Below are 20499 nucleotides of genomic sequence, written 5' to 3'. Positions count from 1 at the left end.
ATCATGAAGGAATTGAGCGAAAGAAAATTATCGGTTGCTGAAGCTTATGCGCGCCACATGGTCCGTTGCCGACAATAATGCTTCTAAAGACTTGCAGCGGCTGCGCTTGGGTAAGTGGCATGAAAAGTGATCGGATACCGTTAAAGTTCGGCGTGGAATGATTCATTCAGGGATGGCGGGAAACGGGGGTAGATGGCCGTTTCACTTTGAAAGCTGCCGTTAGTTGTCGACAGATCGTAGGTCCGAAGTGGGTCGGTCCATGCCTTCTGCATATCTGCTGCGATTAGCGATCCTGCGAGGTCGGCGCCCGCCCAGGTTCGGCCAGTTCCGGCCAGTCGACCGTCGAAGGAGTCGGACATTCTAAGGTCCGCTGCACGCAGCTAAGCGACGTTCAGTCCATGATTTTGTTCGCCGGGTCAATTGCCGCCATCGATGCCTTGGCGCTCGCCTGGCGGAAGACAGCTGTTAGTCGCGCGAGGACGTTAGCGTGACCGTATCAAGGTGACCAATAAGGGCATCAATGAAGGCGCGATGCAGTATCACGACTGCGCCTGCCGGTGTGGAGAATTATCTTTGGCGCGATTCCGCCATTCAAGAAGCCCGTGGTTCAACTCGTGACGGCGGGCGTCGAGATGGGCGTGCTCGGCTTCGCATACGACGAGTTCACCGAGGATCAGCGCAAGCTGGTAGTCGCTGCTCACCCTCGCGGAAAGAACTTCAAGGAGCAGATCATTCACGCCTTTAACGAGGGCATGAAGCACCGGCCGGACTCGACGTTCGGCACGGTCAACGACGATGTGCTTGCGCTAAAGGACCCGGGTTTCCGTCGCAAGAACTTCTGCAGCATCATTCTCGGGAATGCGTGGAACGACTCAAATTACGAGTGCGCTTGCAACGACCCCACACATCAGCACCGCTGAATTGGCCGGCTACCATCAGCGCGCCGGGCGTTCCTTCGGCAGACACGTCGACGCAGCTGCCCGAGCGCGTGATGCTGCCGTAGTGATAGCCGACCAGACCACCCGAGCTGGACGTGTTCCTTTGCGCTGTCGCTTTTTGCAGATGGTCCGCCCAAACCTGAGCGGTGGTGACCGGTGCGTCACTCGGCAGCGGCAGCGCCTTCTTTTTCTCCTATTGTGCGGAGAAGCAAATCATTTCCGCATAGCGTTCTTCTCCGAAAGATTCGTGTTATTTCGCCCCAGCCCTACGCAAGTGCGTGCCTCCTGCCGACATCCAGACATTGGCTGCATCGCCTGAACAGGCGGCGGGAAAATTGACCGAGCCCCATTAGTCGCAACCCTTTCCTGGTCGACGCCAAGCGTCGATTGATAAGGATATCGAACTAAATAACAAAGGCCGGTCCACTTCTCTCGACCACGCACCCTCATTCCCTTGTCGCAGTTTTCTCCGGGCGCGCCCCGACGCTGGATTGGCTTGTCATGATTAAACGACGTGAATTTCTCGGTTTGCTGACTGCTGTCGGCGGTAGTTATGTGTTGAGTGCGTGCGGTGGCGGCGGCTCGGGCAGTGGCGAGGACGCCGCAACTAACAAGGGCGGCACGACCAGTGGGATCAACGCAAGCGGCGCTACCACCAGCACCGGCACCGCAGCGACGACCGCGAGCACGACCACTGCGCAAGGCAGCGCAACGTCCACGGGCGCGAATGGATCGACTTCGGGGTCGTCGGGCAATACGAACAAAGGGGCGTCGAACCGCGGCACGCCGGCATCGGCCGACGGCACGACCATCCCGCCCGCGGCGTCGATCACCGACAATCAGGCGGCCAGCTGGACAGTCGTCAATGGTTCGGTTTACCGGAACGGCATCAAGGCCGGCAACACGTACAACGTGTCGTTGCTGCTCTGGTATGGCGGCGGCATCTATCATGAGGGAACAGGCGGACAGTTCTATGGATGGAATGGTTCGAACTGGTTCTCGTCCAACGATCCGCGCCTTGGTAGAACGTCCGCTGACGGCACGACCATCCCCGGCGCGTCGTACATCATCGACAAAGTGGGCGCGGTCTGGACCGTGGCGAACGGCGTCGTCCTTCGCAACAACGCCGCGGTCGGCACGACGTCGAATGTGTCGTTGCTGCTGTGGTATGGCGGCAAGCTCTGGTATCGAGCAACGGGCGGGCAGTTCTACGTATGCACGGATATCGAGCGATGGTTGCCGTGCACCGATCCGCGCATTTCCGTGGCGGCGGCGAGGGGCACGTTCCATGGCATCAACGGGCATTACGACTATCGCTACACACCCGCGCAGGTCGTGTCGATCATGAGGAACATGGGCTGTTCGACCTATCGCGTCGGCGCCACTGACGATCCGACGCAACTCGGCGCGGTGGTCAGCCTCGCGCAGGCGTTCCAGTCGGCTGGGCTCACGCTGTTCGTGCTGATCGACATCGGCGTGCGCGACTGGAATGGTGTGCTCTTCCCGAGTGAGTCGGTTGCATACAACCGGGGGCGATCATGCGGCGCGACAGTGGCTGCCGCGCTCGCGCCGTACGGCGTCGTGATGTACGAGTGCGGCAACGAATTGACACGCGACGCCGCAATCATTCTCGACTCCACCAACGCCGGGACCAAGGCCGTCGACTTCAACAACACGAATTGGCCAATCATGCGCGGCGTGATGCGGGGCATGATCGACGGCGTCAAATCGGCTCAGGGCACGGCGAAATGCGGAATCAACTTCTGCGTCGCGGACATAGGCGCGGCCGACGCGTTATGGGACGGTATGCAGCCGGACGGCACGAGTGGCTACCCAACAGTGCGCTGGGATATGACGACGTGGCACAACTACGAGGTGTACGGCGACATCTTCAATATCGGGTCCGACGGTTCAGGTCCGGGTTTCGATCTGCCAACCTACTGTAAAGCGCGCTACGGTGCGCCGTTTCTGATCACGGAGTGGAATACGGGTCCGGAAAAGAGCCAATCGTATCGCGCCAACTACATCAGCTCGCGCTATGCGAGCTACTATCAGGCTAGAAAGACGAAGAACGTTCAGTCCGCGATGTACTACGTGCTGGATAGCGGCAACACCACTTACGGCCTGATGATCGACGGCGTTACGGTGAATCAGACATACAACGCATTCGTCAGTTTCATCGCGAGCCATCCGGACAACTGACAGAGGGCGCTGAAGGGGCCAACGAGAAGTACCATCGCATCGGCGGGGCGCTCGCGAAAAGGCGCGCGCCGACTTCATCGCGGCAGACATTGCGCGAGCCGTTCGAACCCCGCGCGCGTCCTGCACACGCCCCGCGAGAAGCGCAGCGTGCGGTTGTGTGAATCGACGAAGAGGCTGGCTTCCTTCAGTTGCGCAACGAGCCGGGTTGCGTCGAGATGCAGGGGCGCCTCGGCCATGATGCTCGCGCCACATTCATTGTGGCCCGCAGCCTGGCGCGCATTCACGTCATGCCCGGTTGCGACGCGATAAAGGGCAGCGCCGAAGGCGTACCCGTATCGAAGCGGCCTGCATCGGATGCATACGTGAACGCGTCGATGTTCCAGTTGAACGGATCTTCCTGGCGGGTCATGCGTCAGATGTGCTTGACGAGTTTCAAGTGATAGACCGCAATGCATGCCAGGCTCAACACCGCGCACGCCATCAGATAGAACGCGGGCGACAGCGGATTGTGCGTCGCGCCGATCATCGCGGTCACGAGCCAGGGCGCGAATCCGCCAAAGACCATCACGCCCACGTTGTAGCTGAAGCCGAGGCCAGTGCTGCGCACCGTAGTCGGAAAGAGCGACGAGAGCACCGCGGCAAGCGGGCCGAAGTAGATGGCCTTCAACGCGCCGGCCAGTGCCATGATCGCGATCAGCACCGCAAACGACGGGCTTTTGATCAGCCAGACGAAGCACGGATAGATCGTGGCCACCGTGGCAAGCGCGGAGATGACCATCATGCGGCTGCGTCCGTAGCGGTCGGCGAGATGGCCCATGAGCGGCGTGCAGACCATCAGAATGGTGCCCGTTACGACCGTGGCCGCGAAGCCGGTCGATGCCGGCAGATGCAACTGCTTCACTGCGTAAGTCGGCATGTAGAGAATCATCAGATAGCTTGCTGCGGTCGACACCGCCATGATGCCGGCGGCAATAAGAATGCGGCCCTTGCTGTGCGCGAGCAGTTCGCGCACAGGCGCGTTGTGCGTTGCTGCGTTCGCGGCGGCGGGCAACGTATCGTCGATATGCCGGCGGATATACAGACCCACAGGCGCGACGAGCAGGCCGAAGATGAACGGCGCCCGCCATCCCCACGACTCGATCTGCGCGGGCGAGCACTGCGTGCTGAGCGCCAGCCCCGCACACGATGCGAGCACCGTGCTCATCCCCTGGCTGGAAAACTGCCAGCTCGCGAGAAACGCCTTGCGCTTGCTCTTCTGTTCGATCATGAGTGCGGTGCCGCTGCCGAACTCGCCGCCGGTCGAAAACGAAATGAGAATGCGCGCCGTCATCAGACCGATGGGCGCCGCGAGACCGATCGACGCGTACGTCGGAATCACCGCGCAGATCAGCGTGCCGATCGTCGTGAGTCCCAGCGATGCGAGCAACGCTGACTTGCGGCCGCGCCGATCGGCATAGCGGCCGAGCAGCAGCGCGCCGAGCGGCCGGAACACGTACGAAAGGCCGAAGGTGCCGAACGTCAGCAGCAACGAGACGGTCTCGTCATGAGCGGGAAAGAACAGCTTCGAGAGCGTGACGGCGAAAAAGCCGTAGGCGGCGAAGTCGAACCACTCCAGTGCGTTGCCGATGCTCGTGGCGACGATGAGGCGCCGCATGGGCTTCGCGGTTGTCTGCTGCGCGCGATCCTCGATGACAGTCGAATCCATGATGTGTGTTCCGTTCAAGAGGCCGAAATGGCGGAAATAGCGGAAAAAGGAGCGTCAGCGGGCGTGCGGCACACCGGGTTCGCCGAGATCCCAGAAGACGCCCGTCATCAGTTGCAAGGCTTCACGCATGACGGGCGCGAGCACATGTTCGTCGGGCGCATGTTGGCGGCATCCCGGATACGAATGCGGAATCCAGATCGTCGCAAGGCCGAGCGTGTCGGCGAAGCATTCGTTCGGAATCGTGCCGCCGAGGTTGGGCAGCAACGTCACGGGCTTGCCGGTCGATGTCTCGATCGAGCGCTCCGCGAATGCAACCCACGGGTCGTCCGGATCGAGCCGCGTCGCGTTGCCTGACGCCTCGATAGTCACCTCTATGCCTTCGAAGCCTTCGCGCGCCAGGTGGGCGGTGATCAACTCCTTCGCGCGCCGCCAGTCGGTGCCGACGACAAAGCGCAACTGGCACACTGCTTCTGCCGCGCGCGGAATCGCGCTGACCGGATTGGCGACGTTGCCCGATTGCATCGCGAGCACTTCGAGCGTGTTCCATGCGAACACGCGTTCGGCGGGCGTGAGGCCGGGCTCGCCCCAGTTCGGCGACAGCGGCGGATCGCCTTCGTCAGTGCCGATCTCCAGATGAGCGACACGCTCGCGCACTTGCGGCGGAATCGGCGGCGGCAGTAGTCCGTTCACGCGAATACGGCCGTGACCGTCGACGAGACTTGCGAGTGCATTGGCGAGCACCGTTGCCGGATTCGCGAGCACGCCGCCCCAGTTGCCCGAATGCCGCGCGCCGAACGCATTGGCCACGCGCAGCCTGAAGTGCAAGGCGCCGCGCGAGCCGAGGAACACGGTGGGCGACGCGGCGCGCTGACGCGGGCCGTCGGAGGCAATCAGCAGGTCCGCCGACAACCGCTCGCGCAACGTTGCGCAGATTACGTCGAGTCCTGGCGAGCCCACTTCTTCACCCATCTCGAAGACGATCTTCGCGTTGAAGCCGAGCTCGCCGCGTTCGGCGAAAACGGCGGCGAGTGCGGCGAGGTTGATCGAATGCTGCGCCTTGTTGTCTGCAATGCCGCGGCCGTACCAGCGCTCGCCTTCCACGCGCACTTGCCAGGGCGTGCGCTCGTTAGTCCAGTTCGCGGCGTCACCATCGATCACGTCGCCGTGGCCATAGAGCAGCACCGTGGGACGCGCCGGCGATTCGATGCGCTCACCGATCAGAAACGGCGGCATGCCGGCCACCGGGTTATCCACGATCTCGCAGGTCAACCCGAGTGCCTTTAGCGCGCCTTCGATCTCGCCAGAAAGATAGCGCCGTAGAAGCGGCGCGGCGTCGGCACGCTGGCTTTCGGTGGCGAGCGCGACGCGCCGGCTCAAGGTTGCAAGAAAATCGCCGCTGTCGAAATGCGAGCAGGCGAGGGCAAGAGCGCTGTGTCGGGACATAGAGGATGAGTCGTATTAAATCGGGTGTCCCCAGATTAGCCCTGCGCAAGTATTTTTGTATTCGCAATCAAACAAGGTACATTTGCGTTTCAGTCAAACCTCAAGCCGGCCTCGCTGATCGACGTCATGCGCAAACTGCTGCAGCCTTCGCTTTATTATTTTTCGGTGGTCGCGCAGACGGGTTCGCTGACTTCGGCAACCGAGAAGCTCGGCCTGACCGTGTCGGCATTGAGCCGGCATATCGCCAAGCTCGAAGGCGACATTGGCGTGCCGCTGTTCGAGCGTCATGCGCGCGGAATGGTGCTTTCGCACGCGGGGCGCCTGCTGTTTCGTCATGCGCAGCGCACGCTCGCCGACGCACAAACCGTGTTCGATGAAATCCAGGGCGACGAGCGGCGGCGCGCGCGCACGCTTACGATTACGTGCACGGAAGGTTTTGCGTTCGACTTTCTGCCCGTGTCGCTGGGCGCGTTTTGCGGCAAGCATCCCGATGTTGCGATTCAGCTCGAGGTTGTACCTTCGGAGCGCGCGAGCCAGATGTTGCTCTCCGGTGAAGCGTCGATCTCGCTTGCGTTTACTTTCAAGCCCGAGCCGGGCGTGGTCGTGCAATTCACGCAGCGCGCGCCGGTGATGGCGCTGATGCACGACGATCATCCGCTCGCAAGCAAGGCCAAAGTCTCGCTAAAGGATCTCGCCGCTTATCCTGTACTGCTGCAGGACAAGGGCACGACGAACCGGCAGCTTTTCGACATTGCCTGCAGTGTCGAGGGCATCGAGATCGTACCGAAGATGACGAGCCGCTACGTCGCGGCACTCTACCGTTTTGCGCAAGTCGTGCCGCACGCGATCATGCCGTCCGGCTACGTGTCGGTAGCGAAGCGCCTCGCCGTGGATCGTTTGACGGCGATTGCCTTCGACAATCCGTTGCTCGCGCAGCGCCGGCTTCAGGTCATGACACTCGCGGGGCGTCAGCTCGACGAGCTTGCGCAGGAATGTCTGGACTGGATCATCGACGATTTGAAGCGGACATCGGAGCGCGGTTAATCATGCGCGCTGCGAGCCGCGCTTATCCTCATGCCGGCTTCAACAATGTCCGCCACTCAGGCAGGCTGCCTTTCTTGTCGAGCGCGTTGACGAGCGGTGCGGCGCGCGCGGCAAGCTGCTCCTGCACGTCGGCCACGGCGGTCGCGAGCGCGCTCGACATGCCGAGGCCGTCGAGCATCAACGCGGCTTCGCGCATTTCTTCCGAGCGCCGCTGACCGTGTTCGACCACCCGGCCGATCAGATACGCCTCGTAGCCAGTATCCCAGCCCACGCCGGGGAAGGTGGCCGCGAGCGAACCCAGCACGCGGCCGTCCACGCCGAACTGGCGGGCGGCGAGCATCGACTGAACGCATAGCGCTTCCATGCCCTTGATCATGATGCTGCGGCACAGCTTGATCGCCGATGCGAGCCCGACTTCCTGCGCTACCGCTTCGCAACGCATGCCGAGTCCGTTAAGGAGTTCCGCCGTTTGCTCGGCGACGCGTCCGCCAAGCAGCATCGGCACGCGAATGCCTTGCGGCGGCACCGGCGCCATGACCGCGGCTTCCACGTAGTCGGCGCCGCTTTGCTGGACCGTGACGCTATTGCGCTGCTTCACCGCGGGCGACACCGAATTGAGATCGATGAACGCCTGGCCCGCTTTGAGATGCGCGGCCGCCGCAGTCGCAACGGCTTCGGCCTGGCTCGCGGTCACAGCCGAAAAGATGAGTTGCGCATCGCGCAGCGCGAAAGCAAGATCGTCGGCGATTTGCGCGCCGCTTCTGTCGGCGCGCTCGATAATCGTCGCGCGCGTGGCCGCGTCTTGCAGCTTGATGTCGAAGACCGACACTGTTCGGCCGACGTTCGTCAACGCGCGCGCGAAGATCGGGCCGACTTCGCCGAAGCCGATAATCGCGATACGGCGGCCGGATCGATGAGTTGAGTGAGGCATGCTGGTACTCTGGGAATAGCGTCCGTGGTGACGCTCAGTCGACGTAGCGCAGACCCAGCTGCTTCAGTGGTTCGCGCATCTGATACATGTCGAGGCCGAGCACCCCCGATGCGAGCTTGTCACGCTTTTGCCCTTCGTTTCCCTCGCGCGCGTTGGCTTTGTCGAGCGTTTCCTGAGCCTTCGCCGATGGCACGACGACTACGCCATCCTGATCCGCGACGATCACATCGCCCGGCGTGACGAGTGCGCCCGCGCAGACCACCGGAATGTTCACCGAGCCGAGCGTGACCTTGATCGTGCCCTTCGCCGAGATCGCCTTGCTCCAGACGGGGAAGCCCATTTCGGCGAGCACGCTCACGTCGCGTACGCCCGCATCGATAATCAGCGCGCGAGCGCCGCGCGCCTGGAAACTTGTTGCGAGCAGGTCGCCGAAATAGCCGTCCGTGCAATCGGCGGTGATGGCTGCCACCACCACATCGCCCGGTTGAATCTGTTCGGCTACGACGTGCATCATCCAGTTGTCGCCGGGATGCAGCAGGACCGTGATGGCCGTGCCGCTCACCGGCGCGCCCGCATAGATCGGGCGCATGTACGGCTTCATCAGGCCGACGCGTCCCATGGCTTCGTGCACGGTCGCGCTGCCGAGCGCGCCGAGGCCGTCCGCGACGCGGCTGTCCGCGCGCGCGATGTTGCGATAAACCACGCCGAGTTCGTACATGTTCAACGTCCTTGTGCTTGAAGTGCGGCATCGAGGCGCGGATACACGCGCCGCGCATTGCCTTCGTAGACCTTGTAGCGCTGTTCCTGGTTCATATCGGCTGCCTCGACGTAGCGCCTGGTGTCGTCGAAGTGGTGGCCGGTTTGCGGATCGATGCCGCGCACCGCACCGATCATCTCGCTCGCGAACAGAATGTTGTCGACGGGAATCACGTTAGTAAGCAGATCGATGCCCGGCTGGTGATAGACGCAGGTGTCGAAGAAGATGTTCTTGAGCAGATGCTCTTCGAGCAGCGGCTTCTTCATTTCCTGCGCGAGGCCGCGAAAGCGCCCCCAGTGATACGGCACCGCGCCGCCGCCGTGAGGAATCACGAAGCGCAGCGTCGGGAAGTCGCGGAACAGGTCCGACGTGAGGCACTGCATGAACGCGGTTGTGTCCGCGTTCAGGTAGTGCGCGCCGGTGGTGTGGAAGCACGCATTGCAGCTCGTGCTCACATGAACCATCGCGGGGATGTCGTACTCGACCATCTTCTCGTAGATCGGGTACCAGTAGCGGTCGGACAGTGGCGGGCTGGTCCAGTGGCCGCCCGAAGGGTCGGGATTCAGATTGATCGCTACGTTGCCATATTGCTCGACGCACTTCTCGAGTTCAGGGATGCAGGTGGCGATATCCACGCCTGGGCTTTGCGGCAGCATCGCCGCTGGAATGAAATGCTCGGGGAACAACTGGCTCACGCGGTAGCACAGCTCGTTGCAAATGGCCGCCCACGTGCTCGACATGTTGAAGTCGCCGATGTGATGCGCCATGAAACTCGCGCGCGGACTGAACACGGTGAGGTGGAGGCCGCGTTCGCGCATCAGGCGCAACTGGTTGGTCTCGATCGACTCGCGCAGTTCGTCGTCGCTGATGTGCAGTTCGGACGGCTTCGGTGCCTCTGCGGGATTGCCTGGCGCGGCGATCTGGCGGTTGCGCCAGGCCTCCAGCGATTTCGGCGCGGTCGTGTAGTGACCGTGAATGTCGATGATCATCAAGTGTGTCTCCGAATCGGAATGCCGTGTGGCGAAATCTTTAGCGTGGCAGCGCGTTGTCGGGGCGCGCCGCTTCTTGCGCCTCTTCTATAGCCGATGCCGCGTTCAACAAAGGCTCGGCGTCGCCGCCCAGCGCCTTCGTGACGCGCGCCGCAAACTCGAGCAGGCGCGGACGATAGCGCTCCATTTCCTCGATGCCCATGCGCGCGGACGGCCCGACGATGCCGAGCGCGCCGACCAGTTCCTGGCCGACCCGAAACACGGGCGCGGAAATGCCTGACGTTTCGCGGTCGCGTTCGCCGATCGACACATACACGTAGCGAGCGCGGACCGTTTCGTAGGGCTCGCCCGGCTCATTGGCAAACGCGAGCAGCACGCGTCCGCCCGCGCCGCGTTCGAGCGGTTGCGTGTCGCCTTGCTGCACTTCCGCGCGGATCGAGTGACGCGACGCGATGCGGTACAGGCAGACACGGTGATCGCGCTCGCGCACATGAAACGAGACAGCCTCGCCGGTCTCGACGCTCAGCTCCTTCATTGCGGGCAGCAGGATGTCGCGCAGATCGAAGCCGGCTTCGTAGACAGCGCTGAGATGCATCGCGGCCGAGCCGATCCAGAAGCGCCCGTCGTCGCGGCGAATCAGAAGCTGGTGATGGCACAGCGCCTGCGCGAGCCGCGACAGCGTGCTCTTGTAAAGTCCCGTGCGCTCCGAAAGCTGGGTGAGGGTGAGCGGTTCGTCGTCTCGGCGAAAGGCAAACAGAATCGACGCGGCGCGATCCAGTACGTCGATCCCACTCGGTGTGACGCCTTGCGGCGGGCGCACCGTCTCGCTGCTGCGGGGCATGTCCATCTCCATGAAGTTCTATCAGATAGAACCGATAATCAGTAGATGGAACAATGCTATTCCGATCGCTAGCCGCAGTCAATCCGGGCAACAGCGTCTGCTCAGTAATATCCCTGAGCGACAGCGGACGATGGTATCGCTACCATCGCATTCATCCCGAAAGCTCTGTCACGCCGGCAAGTCTTGCCGCGGGATGGTAGCGATACCATGGAGACATCAGTGTCGAATCGCAAAACATCCGAGCAGCTGCGTAGCTATCGCTGGTATGGCGTGAACGACCTTCGCTCGTTCGGCCATCGGTCGCGGACTGCGCAAATGGGCTATCACGCGTCCGATTACATGGGCAAGCCGGTGATCGCCGTCGCCAATACGTGGAGCGAAATCAACTCGTGTCACACGCACTTCAAGCAGCGCGTGGAAGAGGTGAAGCGGGGGATCTGGCAGGCCGGCGGTTTTCCGGTCGAGATGCCGGTGATGACGCTCGCCGAACCGTTCCAGAAACCCACCACGATGCTCTACCGCAACTTCCTCGCCATGGAGACGGAGGAACTGCTGAAGTCGTATCCGTTCGACGGCTGCGTGCTGATGGGCGGCTGCGACAAGACCACGCCCGGCCTGTTGATGGGCGCGATCAGCATGAACCTGCCGTCGATCTTTCTGCCCGCCGGCCCGATGCTGCGCGGCAACTGGAACGGCCGCACGCTCGGCAGCGGTTCGGACACGTGGAAATACTGGGCCGAATTGCGCGCGGGGAAGATTACGGAGGATGAGTGGAAGGGCATCGAGAGCGGCATCGCACGCTCGCCCGGCCATTGCATGACGATGGGCACGGCGTCGACCATGACGAGCGCCGCCGAGGCACTCGGCTTGACGCTGCCCGGCTTTTCGTCGATTCCCGCCGTCGACTCGCGCCATGCGCAGTTCGCTTCGCTGACCGGTCAACGCATCGTCGAGATGGTGTGGACCGATCAGAAGCCGTCGGACATTCTCACCGCGAAATCATTCGATAACGCCGTGACCACGGTGCTGGCCATGTCGGGCTCGACCAACGCGATAGTCCATCTTGTTGCAGTCGCGCGCCGCGCCGGTATCGATTTGACGACCGCGCGCTTCGACGAACTTTCGCGCATCACGCCGGTGATCGGCAATCTGCGTCCGTCGGGCCAATATCTGATGGAAGATTTTTTCTATGCCGGCGGCCTGCGCGCGTTGCTGGTCGAACTCGGTGAGTTGATCGACGGCTCGCAGATGACGGTCAACGGTTCGACGCTCGGCGAAAACATCGCGGGCGCCGAGATTTTCAACGACGACGTGATCCGCAAGCGCAGTAATCCGGTGGTGGCACGCGACGGGCTCGCCGTGCTGACCGGCAATCTCGCACCCGATGGCGCCGTGATCAAACCGGCGGCGATGGAAGCGCATCTGCAGAAGCATCGCGGCCCAGCAGTCGTGTTCAAGGACTACGCGGACATGGCGGTGCGCATCGATAGCGAAGAACTGGACGTGAGCGCCGATTCGGTGATCGTGCTGCAACACGCGGGTCCGGTCGGCGCGCCAGGCATGCCCGAATGGGGCCAATTGCCGATTCCGCAGAAGCTGTTGAAGCAGGGCGTGCGCGACATGGTGCGCATTTCCGATGCGCGCATGAGCGGCACGAGTTACGGCGCGTGTGTGCTGCACGTCGCGCCGGAGTCGTTCGTCGGCGGGCCGCTCGCGCTCGTGAAGGACGGCGACATGATCGAACTCGATGTGGCCGCGCGGCGTCTGCATCTCGAAGTGAGCGACGAAGAACTGGCCGCGCGCAAGGCCGCATGGCAGCCGCCGAAGCTTCCCTTCGAACGCGGCTTCGGCGTCATGCATCAGTTGCATGTGCTGCAGGCGAACAAGGGCTGCGACTTCGACTTCCTCGAAGAGCCGGTCAAGACAGCGGCTGCGCAGACCCCGGCGCAAGCGGCGCAAACGGAGCCGGCCACGCAAGATTCGCCGGACGCGCAGCGCAGCGAACCCGAAATCCACTAATTGAACCGGAGCCTTTGATGACCGCATCCGAAATCGCCGTGAGCGAAGCGACACTCGAACAATTGAGGCACGTGAGCACGGCCACGTTGACCACGCAACTCTTCAAGCGCGGCTTGCGCAATGTGTTTTTGCAGGGCGTCGCGCCGCTCGTCAAGCCGGCGCCCGGCATGCCGAATGTGGTCGGCCCGGCGTTTACGCTGCGCAATATTCCGGCACGTGAAGACCTCGATCACGTAGGCGTGTTTCAGGACCCGGATCATCCGCAGCGCAAGGCAGTCGAGACCGCGCCAGCCGGCAGCGTGCTGGTGCAGGACTGCCGCGGCGAGCGCTCGGTTGCATCGGTCGGCTCGATTCTCGCGCTGCGTCTCGCAAAGCGCGGCGTCGCGGGCATGGTATCGGACGGCCCCGTGCGCGACAGCGGGACCATCGCTGCATTGGGCTTGCCGATCTGGTGCGCCGGCGCAAGCGCGCCGCTGAATCTCGCAAAACATCATGCGGTGGATATGAACGTGCCGATTGCGTGCGGTGGCGTGCCGGTGTATCCGGGCGATATCGTCGTCGCGGACGTGGACGGTGTCGTCATCGTGCCGCGTGAAATGGCCGCCGACGTCGCGTGCGATGCCGCCGAGCAGGAGCAACTCGAAGTGTTCATCGCGCAGCGTATCGACGAAGGCCGGCCCTTGCGCGGCACCTATCCGCCGAACGGGGAAACGCTGGCCGCTTACGCGCAATGGCGAGCACAACAACAATAAGACGCCTGCTTCGACCCATCGCAGGACACAGGCTCGCGCTAACGGCGCGGGCATAGGAGACGCTGTGACAACTACGACCCCGGCCATTGCCGAATCACGCCTGATCAATCGCCTTGCCCTTCGTTTGATGCCGTTGCTGGGGCTGCTTTATCTGGTCGCTTATATCGACCGCTCCAATATCAGTTTCGCCAAGCTGCAAATGCTCGGCAGCCTGGGGCTTTCCGAGGTCGCGTATGGACTCGGCGCGTCGCTGTTCTTTATTGGCTACCTGATTTTCGAAATTCCCAGCAACGTCATGCTGCACAAATACGGTGCGCCGCGCTGGATGGCACGCATCATGTTGACGTGGGGCATCGTCACGATACTGCTCGCGTTCACGCAGAACGCCACCATGTTCTACGTTCTGCGTTTTCTGCTCGGCGCGTCGGAAGCCGGTTTGTATCCTGGCGTGATCTATTACCTGACGCTGTGGTTTCCGTCGCGGCATCGCGTGCGTATGCTCGGCTATTTCACTGTGGGCAGCAGTCTGGGCAATATGGTCGGCGCGCCGATCTGCGGCTGGCTGCTCGACAAGGGCGGCCTCGCGGGCCTGGACGGCTGGCAACTCGTGTTCATCGTCACGGGGCTGCCATCGGTTCTATTGACGGTCGTCGTGTTGTACTTGCTGCCCACGTCGCCGAAAGAAGCGAAGTTCCTTTCCGCGGATGAAAAGCAGTGGCTCGCCAGCACGCTCGAGGCCGAACGCGCGCAGATCAAATCGGGCGCCGCCGCGCATGGTTCGCTGCTGAGCGTGCTCATGGAGCCACGCGTGATCGGCATGGCGCTCTACTACATGATGCTGTCGATTTCCGTGTATGGCGTGAGCTACTGGTTGCCGACCCTGGTGAAGGGCTTCGGCGTAAGCAACACGACCAATGGTTTGCTGAACATCATTCCATGGCTGATGGCGACGATCATGCTCGCGTGGCTGCCTTCGAAACTGCGCGGCAGCGGCAATCGCGCGATCATCGCGATGCTGGTTTCTGCGCTGCTGGGTGTCATGTGTTTCCTGAGTGCTGTGTTTCTGCCGACCAACACGCTGCGGTTTATCGCGCTCTGCTTTGGCGCGCCGTGCATGTATCTGCTCATCCCGTGCTTCTGGACGTTGCCGCCGAAATTCCTGTTCGGCGCGCGGGCTGCGGCCGGAATTGCCGCGATCAATTCGCTGGGAAATATTGGCGGCTTCATCGCGCAGAATCTCGTGCCGTGGGTTCGTCAGACCACGGGCAGCGTGAAGGCACCCATGCTGATTCCGGCTACCTGTCTGCTGGTTTTCGCCATCATCACGTTGTTTATCCTACGTCGTGAGAGAGGCGCTCGCATGGCGCAAGGGCACGTGGCGGTGACCGAGTAAATCGCGCGGGACATCTGAGTATGTCGCCTGTTTGCCTAAGTGGATCGCGGTCTACCGCGGTTTAGAATACGCGCGCGATCCATTACCTCCTGTCAGCACACCATGCCCAATCAAAAACCGCCCGCTGCTGCCGGCGCCGATCTGCCCGAGGCGGCGGCGCCCGTCAGACGCATGCGTGGCGGCCCCAAAGGCTTGCGCATCACCGATGTCGCCGCGCAGGCGGGCGTTGCGCCGATCACGGTGTCGCGTGTGTTCAACAGCCCGGAGACCGTGGCGCCCGAAACGCTCGAACGTGTGCGGCAGGTCGTGCAAAAACTCGGCTATGTGCCCAATCGGCTCGCGGGCGGCTTGTCGTCGTCGCGCTCGCGGTTGATCGCGGCGATCGTGCCGACCATCGCGCACTCGCTATTCTCGGAAACGATCCAGGTGTTCAGCGAGACGATGTCGCGCGCGGGTTATCAGGTGCTGCTCGCATTGAGCGGCTACAACGATTCGAGCGAGGAGGCGTTGCTCGACGCCGTGCTGAGCCGGCGCCCTGAAGGCGTGCTGCTGACCGGCGTCGCGCATACGGACTCGCTGCGCGAACGGCTGGCCAACGTCGGCATTCCGATCGTCGAAACGTGGGACATGACGGATCAGCCGATCGACATGCTGGTCGGCTTTTCGCATTACCAGATTGGCGTCGCGGTGGCCGAGCATTTCCTGCAAAAGAAAGTGCGCAAGCCCGGACTCCTGTCGGCGAACGACGCGCGGGCGCTCGCTCGACGCGGCGGGTTCCGCGAGCGGCTCGCACAATCGGGCATTCGGGACATTGCCGAGGTGCTTGTTGCGCCGCCGAGTTCGGTGGCTGTCGGAAAGGCTGCGCTGTCTCGTTTGATTGAGCAGGCGCCGGACATCGATGCGGTGTTTTGCGGATCGGATCTGCTGGCTATTGGAGCGTTGGGTGCGGCTAAACAGTTGGGCCTGAGCGTGCCGTTGCAACTGGCGATCTGCGGATTTGGGGATCTCGAGTTCGCGACCGAGACGACGCCGCAACTCACTTCGGTGCGCGTGGATGGCACGCGTATCGGGCTTACCGCGGCGCGTTGCCTGCTGGACCGGCTGGCCGGCGCCGACAGAGACAAGGTGACCGACGTCGGTTTCGAGATCGTGGAGCGAGCCACCACCTGATGCCGTTTCAGCCATGCGTTGCGCGAGCGGCAAGCGGGTTATCCCTATTCAAGTAACTGTGCCCATTGCATCCCCATGCCGCCGCGGCCCGTTCGCCAGGCATTCCAGATACCACGTCAATCTTCTATCGTAACGATGCCGATAATCGAGTCGGCACGGCTCGCGACGCCGCCCGACGGCGATGCACGTCCATTCGTCATCCGAGACTTTAGCGAAAGGTGTCACCCGCCTTCCACGCCGTAGTTCAAGAGGCAGCCAGGATAAGCCAGGCGAACGCGACGACGCTTGACCCAGATCATAAGAATTGCTTCGCACACATCGATATCAAGCTTGTTTCGTTTTGCTTGTCGAAGATCATGTTCCGTATACGGGCACGCTCTTAGAATTCGACGGCGCATGAAGTAGTGGGTCTGGTCTTCATGGCGAGAACATTTTGTGGTGTTTCAGATCGGTCTATGGGAATCAGGCAGATATGGTGAATAAAAAGACCTTTGAACGGGTGTTGATGCCCTTGGGGGCAGGACTCGTCGCGTCGCTCTCGGGGTGCAGCAATCTTGAGGTGCTCGATCCGAAAGGCAGCGTGGGCCTGGCCGAAAAGTCTCTGATCAGTACGGCCACGATGGCTATGCTGATCGTGGTCGTGCCGGTGAGCCGGGAAGGCGTCGAGTACGCGTGGTTCAATAACGTGGAAACGAAGCCGGGCATCGGCTATCCAAAGCAGTGGGAGAACCAGGAGAAATGGAACGGCGGCTGGAAGCGCAACGCCGACGGTTCGATCGAGCCGCGCCAGGGCGGCCGGCTGAAGGTGCTGTCGCGCCTCTTTGCGAATCCGAACCTGCCGCGGATCGACGACTACTACGAGCCGTTCACATTCGACTACGAGCACTTGCAGGCCGCCCCGGAAATGAAGGCGCCGCCTGTTGCGCGACCGCGCAGCCTGATTACCGGCAAGCGCATGGAAAAAATCGAGTGGGGTCCGAACTGGGAAGAAATTCTCGGCGGCGAGTTCGAGAAGCGCAGCAAGGACAAGAATTTCGACGACGCGCAGAAGGACATCTACGGTCAGTTCGAAAACACTTTCATGATGTATTTGCCGCGGCTCTGCGAGCACTGCCTGAATCCGGCGTGCGTCGCGAGTTGTCCTTCGGGCTCGATCTACAAGCGCGAGGAAGATGGCATCGTGTTGATCGATCAGGACAAGTGCCGCGGTTGGCGCATGTGCGTGTCCGGTTGTCCATATAAGAAGATCTACTACAACTGGCAATCGGGCAAAGCCGAGAAGTGCATCTTCTGCTATCCGCGCATTGAAAGCGGTCAGCCGACCGTGTGTTCCGAAACCTGCGTCGGCCGCATTCGTTATCTCGGCGTACTGCTGTATGACGCCGATCGGATAGAGACCGCCGCCTCTGTCGAACGCGAGACCGACCTATATCAGGCGCAACTCGATGTGTTCCTCGATCCGAACGACCCGAAAGTAATCGCACAGGCGCGCGCCGACGGTATCCCCGAGGCATGGCTCGAGGCAGCGAAGACGAGCCCTGTCTACAAGATGGCGATGGACTGGAAGGTGGCGCTGCCGCTGCACCCGGAATATCGCACGCTGCCGATGGTGTGGTACGTGCCGCCGCTTTCGCCGATCACGACAGCGGCAAGCGAAGGCCATATGAGCCTGAACGGCGAAATACCCGACGTGACGCAACTGCGCATTCCGGTTAAGTATCTGGCCAATCTGCTGACCGCCGGCGACGAAGCGCCGGTGATCCGCGCACTCGAGCGGATGTTGGCGATGCGCGCATATCAACGCGAAAAGCACATCGACGGCCGCGAGAATCCGGCGGTGCTGGAGCAGGTCGGTTTGAGCCGCAACGAAGTGGAGGACATGTACCGCGTAATGGCGCTTGCCAGCTACGAAGACCGCTTCGTGGTGCCGGGCACGCACCGTGAATATGCGGAAAACCTGTATGACCTGAAGGGCGGTTGCGGCTTCTCGTTCGGCAACGGTTGTTCTGACGGCGCGAGCGCGACGAGCCTGTTCGGCGGTAAGAAGAAGCGCACGATCCCAATCAAGGCGGAGGTATGAAGGTCCCGACATGAATGCGCAACCTCACTATGTCGCTGCGCGCGTGCTGGCCGCGTTGCTGGGCTATCCGGACGCGGCGCTTCGCGCGATGCTGCCGGATTTGCGCTTCGCGCTGCGCTCGGACGGCTCGCTGTCCGATGCATGCCGCGAAGCCGTGGCCGCGTTGATCGATGCTTTGCAACAGGCCGATCCGCTCGAAGCCGAAGCGCGTTACGTCGATACGTTCGATCGCGGACGCAAGACGTCGCTTCATCTGTTCGAACATGTGCATGGCGATTCAAGGGAGCGCGGCCCGGCGTTGATCGATCTTCAGGAAACTTACGCACAGCAGGGCCTGTTGCTCACGACGGGCGAACTGCCGGACTACTTGCCGGTCGTTCTGGAATTCGCCGCGATGCAACCGCAGCACACCGCGCGCGAGTTTCTTGCGGAGATGGCGCACCTGTTGCAATCGATCCATGCGGCGTTAGCGCGTCAGCAAAGCCCGTATGCGGCAGCGGTCGCGGCTGCACTGGATCTGGCCGGAGAGCCGGTGCAGCCGCCCGATGCCGTGCCCCAGGCGCCTGCGGAACCCTCGGTCGATGACCAATGGGCCGAGCCCGCGGCCTTCGGCGGATGCTCGTCCGCCGGTCAAAGCAGCGCACCCGAGTTTCGGACTATCCAGATTGTCCGCCGTGACGCCGCGCCGAGCAGCACGTACAAGGAAGCCGCGCTATGAACACACTCGACACGCTGTTGTTCGGCATCTACCCGTACTTTTGCGTCACGGTGTTTCTGCTTGGCAGCCTGTTGCGCTATGACCGCGATCAGTACACATGGAAAAGCGATTCGTCGCAGATGCTGCGCACTGGCACTCTACGCTGGGGCAGCAATCTGTTTCATATCGGCGTGCTGTTTCTGCTGTTCGGGCACTTCTTCGGCATGCTCACGCCGCACTTCGTGTACGAGCCGTTCATCAGCGCGGGCGCCAAGCAGATTGTGGCGATGGTTTCGGGCGGCGTGGCCGGCACCCTCGCGTTTATCGGCGTGACCATGCTGCTGCGCCGCCGCCTCGGCGACCCGCGTATTCGCGCGACGTCGAAGGCGAGCGATGTGGTCCTGCTCGTGCTGTTGTGGCTGCAACTGGTGCTAGGGCTCGGCACGATTCCGCTGTCGGGCCAACATCTGGACGGCAGCATGATGCTCAAGCTGGCCGGTTGGGCGCAGCATATCGTGACGTTCAGGTCAGGTGCAGCGGCGTTGATCAGCGAGGCGAGCTGGGTTTTTAAAGCTCATATGGTGCTGGGCATGACGCTGTTTCTGATCTTCCCGTTCACGCGGCTCGTGCATATATGGAGCGGTTTCGCTTCGCTCACGTATGCGCTGCGTCCGTGGCAAGTGGTGCGGGATTCGGCGGATGAATCTGCCTGCAGGTCATAACGTGCTACCGCCGCGGCGTCGCAGCTAGCCTGCTCGAGGGTGCGCCCGCTCGGTGTGCGCCCTCGGGAAGGCCTTAAAACCTCACGCCGGCTCCGCCTTCAGATCGGTGTCACGGCCATAGCGCGTGATCACGCCATTCCATGCGACGCGCGCGAGCCAGCGCCGACTGAATCGATAGCTCGCCGACACCGCCATGAGCGCTGAGACGCGGCCATCGCCGGTACGCGAGGCTTCAATAGCGACAACTCTGAATCGGCCAATGCGGGAAGTTGCGAACTTCTAATGGGGAGTGGCTTTCACGATGGCGTGCGGAATAAATAGCGCCCACACGGTATCAGGCCAAAATTAATGCTGGCAACGCGTCGACATACATTTCACGGACTGGGCGCCTGGTTTAATGCAGCGGCAACGGAGGAATTCTTCCTGGTCGGCAGCGCGGGTGCCTGCGACACAACGAGAAGTAACCGTCTGTTCTCCGAGGAAACGTCGGATGAAACCGCGTTAACCACGAGAAAGGATAGTTCGTATGGCGAATCATCCCGGAAATTTCGATCGGCGAGCAGCGCACGATACGGCAGCGCGCCGGTAAACGTCGGACGAAAGCAGGTCGTTTTTTCTTCACTGGGCCTCCGCGGCAGCCGCACTATGAACAAATTGCTGCCCCTTCTTTAGATAACAAACCATTCTTCTGGGGTCGAATACCCATAGTTCGTGCCCATCTAATCTTCCGATCATCATGTGAAAGCAGGAATTTTCGCGGCACGCGAAGTTCTCGGAAAGATTCGTGCTTTTTGGCCGAAAAGTACTATTTCTTAT

Annotated in this window: 16 protein-coding genes and 2 pseudogenes; 10 read left to right on the top strand and 8 right to left on the bottom strand. The window is 61.9% G+C overall.

Features of this window, described 5'->3' with window-relative positions:
- Window positions 1–581 precede the first annotated feature (581 nt).
- Both C0Z16_RS07075 and C0Z16_RS07070 read left to right on the top strand, forming a co-directional pair.
- Window positions 582–920: pseudogene (locus tag C0Z16_RS07075) on the top strand (HD domain-containing protein); the annotation flags it as partial.
- A gap of 519 nt (window positions 921–1439) precedes the next feature.
- Window positions 1440–3140, top strand: coding sequence for a hypothetical protein (locus tag C0Z16_RS07070; protein WP_175130662.1), 1701 nt, complete (start codon window positions 1440–1442; stop codon window positions 3138–3140).
- Between the two features lie 74 nt (window positions 3141–3214).
- On the opposite strand, the gene C0Z16_RS38650 is transcribed toward C0Z16_RS07070, so the two are convergent.
- Genes C0Z16_RS38650 through C0Z16_RS07055 form a run of 4 tightly spaced genes read right to left on the bottom strand, consistent with a single transcriptional unit; the run spans window position 3215 to window position 6288 of the window.
- The gene (locus C0Z16_RS38650; RefSeq protein WP_244201196.1) at window positions 3215–3376 is read right to left on the bottom strand and encodes a hypothetical protein; all 162 of its coding nucleotides are present in this window, start codon (window positions 3374–3376) and stop codon (window positions 3215–3217) included.
- A 44-nt stretch (window positions 3377–3420) separates the two neighbouring features.
- Window positions 3421–3549 (bottom strand): hypothetical protein, encoded by a 129-nt coding sequence (locus C0Z16_RS39310; RefSeq protein ID WP_279635053.1) that lies wholly within the window; start codon window positions 3547–3549, stop codon window positions 3421–3423.
- Between the two features lie 3 nt (window positions 3550–3552).
- Window positions 3553–4845 (bottom strand): MFS transporter, encoded by a 1293-nt coding sequence (locus tag C0Z16_RS07060; RefSeq protein WP_102631461.1) that lies wholly within the window; start codon window positions 4843–4845, stop codon window positions 3553–3555.
- 54 nt (window positions 4846–4899) lie between these two features.
- Window positions 4900–6288 carry a M20 family metallopeptidase gene (locus C0Z16_RS07055; protein WP_102631460.1) on the bottom strand — a complete coding sequence of 463 codons (1389 nt, stop codon included), beginning with the start codon at window positions 6286–6288 and terminating at the stop codon, window positions 4900–4902.
- 126 nt (window positions 6289–6414) lie between these two features.
- Between C0Z16_RS07055 and C0Z16_RS07050 the strand changes: the two genes are divergently transcribed.
- Complete coding sequence (locus tag C0Z16_RS07050; protein WP_102631459.1) at window positions 6415–7332, top strand: LysR family transcriptional regulator; 918 nt, start codon at window positions 6415–6417, stop codon at window positions 7330–7332.
- 28 nt (window positions 7333–7360) lie between these two features.
- Here C0Z16_RS07050 and C0Z16_RS07045 read toward each other — a convergent pair whose 3' ends face one another.
- The 4 genes from C0Z16_RS07045 to C0Z16_RS07030 are packed head-to-tail and all read right to left on the bottom strand — an operon-like array spanning window position 7361 to window position 10850.
- The gene (locus tag C0Z16_RS07045; RefSeq protein ID WP_102631458.1) at window positions 7361–8263 is read right to left on the bottom strand and encodes an NAD(P)-dependent oxidoreductase; all 903 of its coding nucleotides are present in this window, start codon (window positions 8261–8263) and stop codon (window positions 7361–7363) included.
- A 34-nt stretch (window positions 8264–8297) separates the two neighbouring features.
- Window positions 8298–8981 (bottom strand): 4-carboxy-4-hydroxy-2-oxoadipate aldolase/oxaloacetate decarboxylase, encoded by a 684-nt coding sequence (gene ligK / locus C0Z16_RS07040; RefSeq protein ID WP_102631457.1) that lies wholly within the window; start codon window positions 8979–8981, stop codon window positions 8298–8300.
- A 2-nt stretch (window positions 8982–8983) separates the two neighbouring features.
- A complete protein-coding gene (locus tag C0Z16_RS07035; RefSeq protein WP_102631456.1) occupies window positions 8984–10009 on the bottom strand; it encodes an amidohydrolase family protein in 1026 nt (341 codons plus the stop codon).
- Window positions 10010–10049: 40 nt separating this feature from the next.
- Complete coding sequence (locus C0Z16_RS07030; RefSeq protein WP_102631455.1) at window positions 10050–10850, bottom strand: IclR family transcriptional regulator; 801 nt, start codon at window positions 10848–10850, stop codon at window positions 10050–10052.
- Window positions 10851–11057: 207 nt separating this feature from the next.
- Between C0Z16_RS07030 and araD the strand changes: the two genes are divergently transcribed.
- The 7 genes and pseudogenes from araD (at window position 11058) to narI (ending at window position 19711) form a co-directional block, all read left to right on the top strand.
- On the top strand, window positions 11058–12869 hold the full coding sequence (gene araD, locus C0Z16_RS07025) for an L-arabinonate dehydratase (protein ID WP_102631454.1): 1812 nt from the start codon (window positions 11058–11060) through the stop codon (window positions 12867–12869).
- 17 nt (window positions 12870–12886) lie between these two features.
- Entirely contained in the window at window positions 12887–13621 is a 735-nt protein-coding gene (locus C0Z16_RS07020; RefSeq protein ID WP_102631453.1) for a ribonuclease activity regulator RraA, read from the top strand.
- 64 nt (window positions 13622–13685) lie between these two features.
- On the top strand, window positions 13686–15014 hold the full coding sequence (locus C0Z16_RS07015; RefSeq protein WP_102631452.1) for an MFS transporter: 1329 nt from the start codon (window positions 13686–13688) through the stop codon (window positions 15012–15014).
- Window positions 15015–15116: 102 nt separating this feature from the next.
- The gene (locus tag C0Z16_RS07010; protein WP_102631451.1) at window positions 15117–16184 is read left to right on the top strand and encodes a LacI family DNA-binding transcriptional regulator; all 1068 of its coding nucleotides are present in this window, start codon (window positions 15117–15119) and stop codon (window positions 16182–16184) included.
- A gap of 472 nt (window positions 16185–16656) precedes the next feature.
- Window positions 16657–18264 (top strand): nitrate reductase subunit beta, encoded by a 1608-nt coding sequence (gene narH, locus C0Z16_RS07005; protein WP_244201195.1) that lies wholly within the window; start codon window positions 16657–16659, stop codon window positions 18262–18264.
- A 10-nt stretch (window positions 18265–18274) separates the two neighbouring features.
- Window positions 18275–18982, top strand: a complete 708-nt coding sequence (gene narJ / locus C0Z16_RS07000; protein ID WP_102631450.1) for a nitrate reductase molybdenum cofactor assembly chaperone — start codon at window positions 18275–18277, stop codon at window positions 18980–18982.
- Window positions 18979–19711 (top strand): annotated as a pseudogene (narI, locus tag C0Z16_RS06995) (respiratory nitrate reductase subunit gamma). The gene narJ and the pseudogene narI overlap by 4 nt, the downstream one beginning before the upstream one ends.
- Window positions 19712–20499 lie beyond the last annotated feature (788 nt).

The organism is Paraburkholderia rhynchosiae, from assembly GCF_002879865.1.
Lineage (GTDB): Bacteria > Pseudomonadota > Gammaproteobacteria > Burkholderiales > Burkholderiaceae > Paraburkholderia > Paraburkholderia rhynchosiae.
The sequence above is the reverse complement of the archived record's forward strand: the minus strand, read 5'-3'. Positions and strand labels throughout refer to the sequence as shown.

Coding starts and splice junctions, on each gene's coding strand:
- C0Z16_RS07070 (WP_175130662.1), top strand. CDS start 1,440: ATGATTAAACGACGTGAATTTCTCGGTTTGCTGACTGCTGTCGGCGGT.
- C0Z16_RS38650 (WP_244201196.1), bottom strand. CDS start 3,376: ATGGCCGAGGCGCCCCTGCATCTCGACGCAACCCGGCTCGTTGCGCAA.
- C0Z16_RS39310 (WP_279635053.1), bottom strand. CDS start 3,549: ATGACCCGCCAGGAAGATCCGTTCAACTGGAACATCGACGCGTTCACG.
- C0Z16_RS07060 (WP_102631461.1), bottom strand. CDS start 4,845: ATGGATTCGACTGTCATCGAGGATCGCGCGCAGCAGACAACCGCGAAG.
- C0Z16_RS07055 (WP_102631460.1), bottom strand. CDS start 6,288: ATGTCCCGACACAGCGCTCTTGCCCTCGCCTGCTCGCATTTCGACAGC.
- C0Z16_RS07050 (WP_102631459.1), top strand. CDS start 6,415: ATGCGCAAACTGCTGCAGCCTTCGCTTTATTATTTTTCGGTGGTCGCG.
- C0Z16_RS07045 (WP_102631458.1), bottom strand. CDS start 8,263: ATGCCTCACTCAACTCATCGATCCGGCCGCCGTATCGCGATTATCGGC.
- ligK (WP_102631457.1), bottom strand. CDS start 8,981: ATGTACGAACTCGGCGTGGTTTATCGCAACATCGCGCGCGCGGACAGC.
- C0Z16_RS07035 (WP_102631456.1), bottom strand. CDS start 10,009: ATGATCATCGACATTCACGGTCACTACACGACCGCGCCGAAATCGCTG.
- C0Z16_RS07030 (WP_102631455.1), bottom strand. CDS start 10,850: ATGCCCCGCAGCAGCGAGACGGTGCGCCCGCCGCAAGGCGTCACACCG.
- araD (WP_102631454.1), top strand. CDS start 11,058: ATGGAGACATCAGTGTCGAATCGCAAAACATCCGAGCAGCTGCGTAGC.
- C0Z16_RS07020 (WP_102631453.1), top strand. CDS start 12,887: ATGACCGCATCCGAAATCGCCGTGAGCGAAGCGACACTCGAACAATTG.
- C0Z16_RS07010 (WP_102631451.1), top strand. CDS start 15,117: ATGCCCAATCAAAAACCGCCCGCTGCTGCCGGCGCCGATCTGCCCGAG.
- narH (WP_244201195.1), top strand. CDS start 16,657: ATGGTGAATAAAAAGACCTTTGAACGGGTGTTGATGCCCTTGGGGGCA.
- narJ (WP_102631450.1), top strand. CDS start 18,275: ATGAATGCGCAACCTCACTATGTCGCTGCGCGCGTGCTGGCCGCGTTG.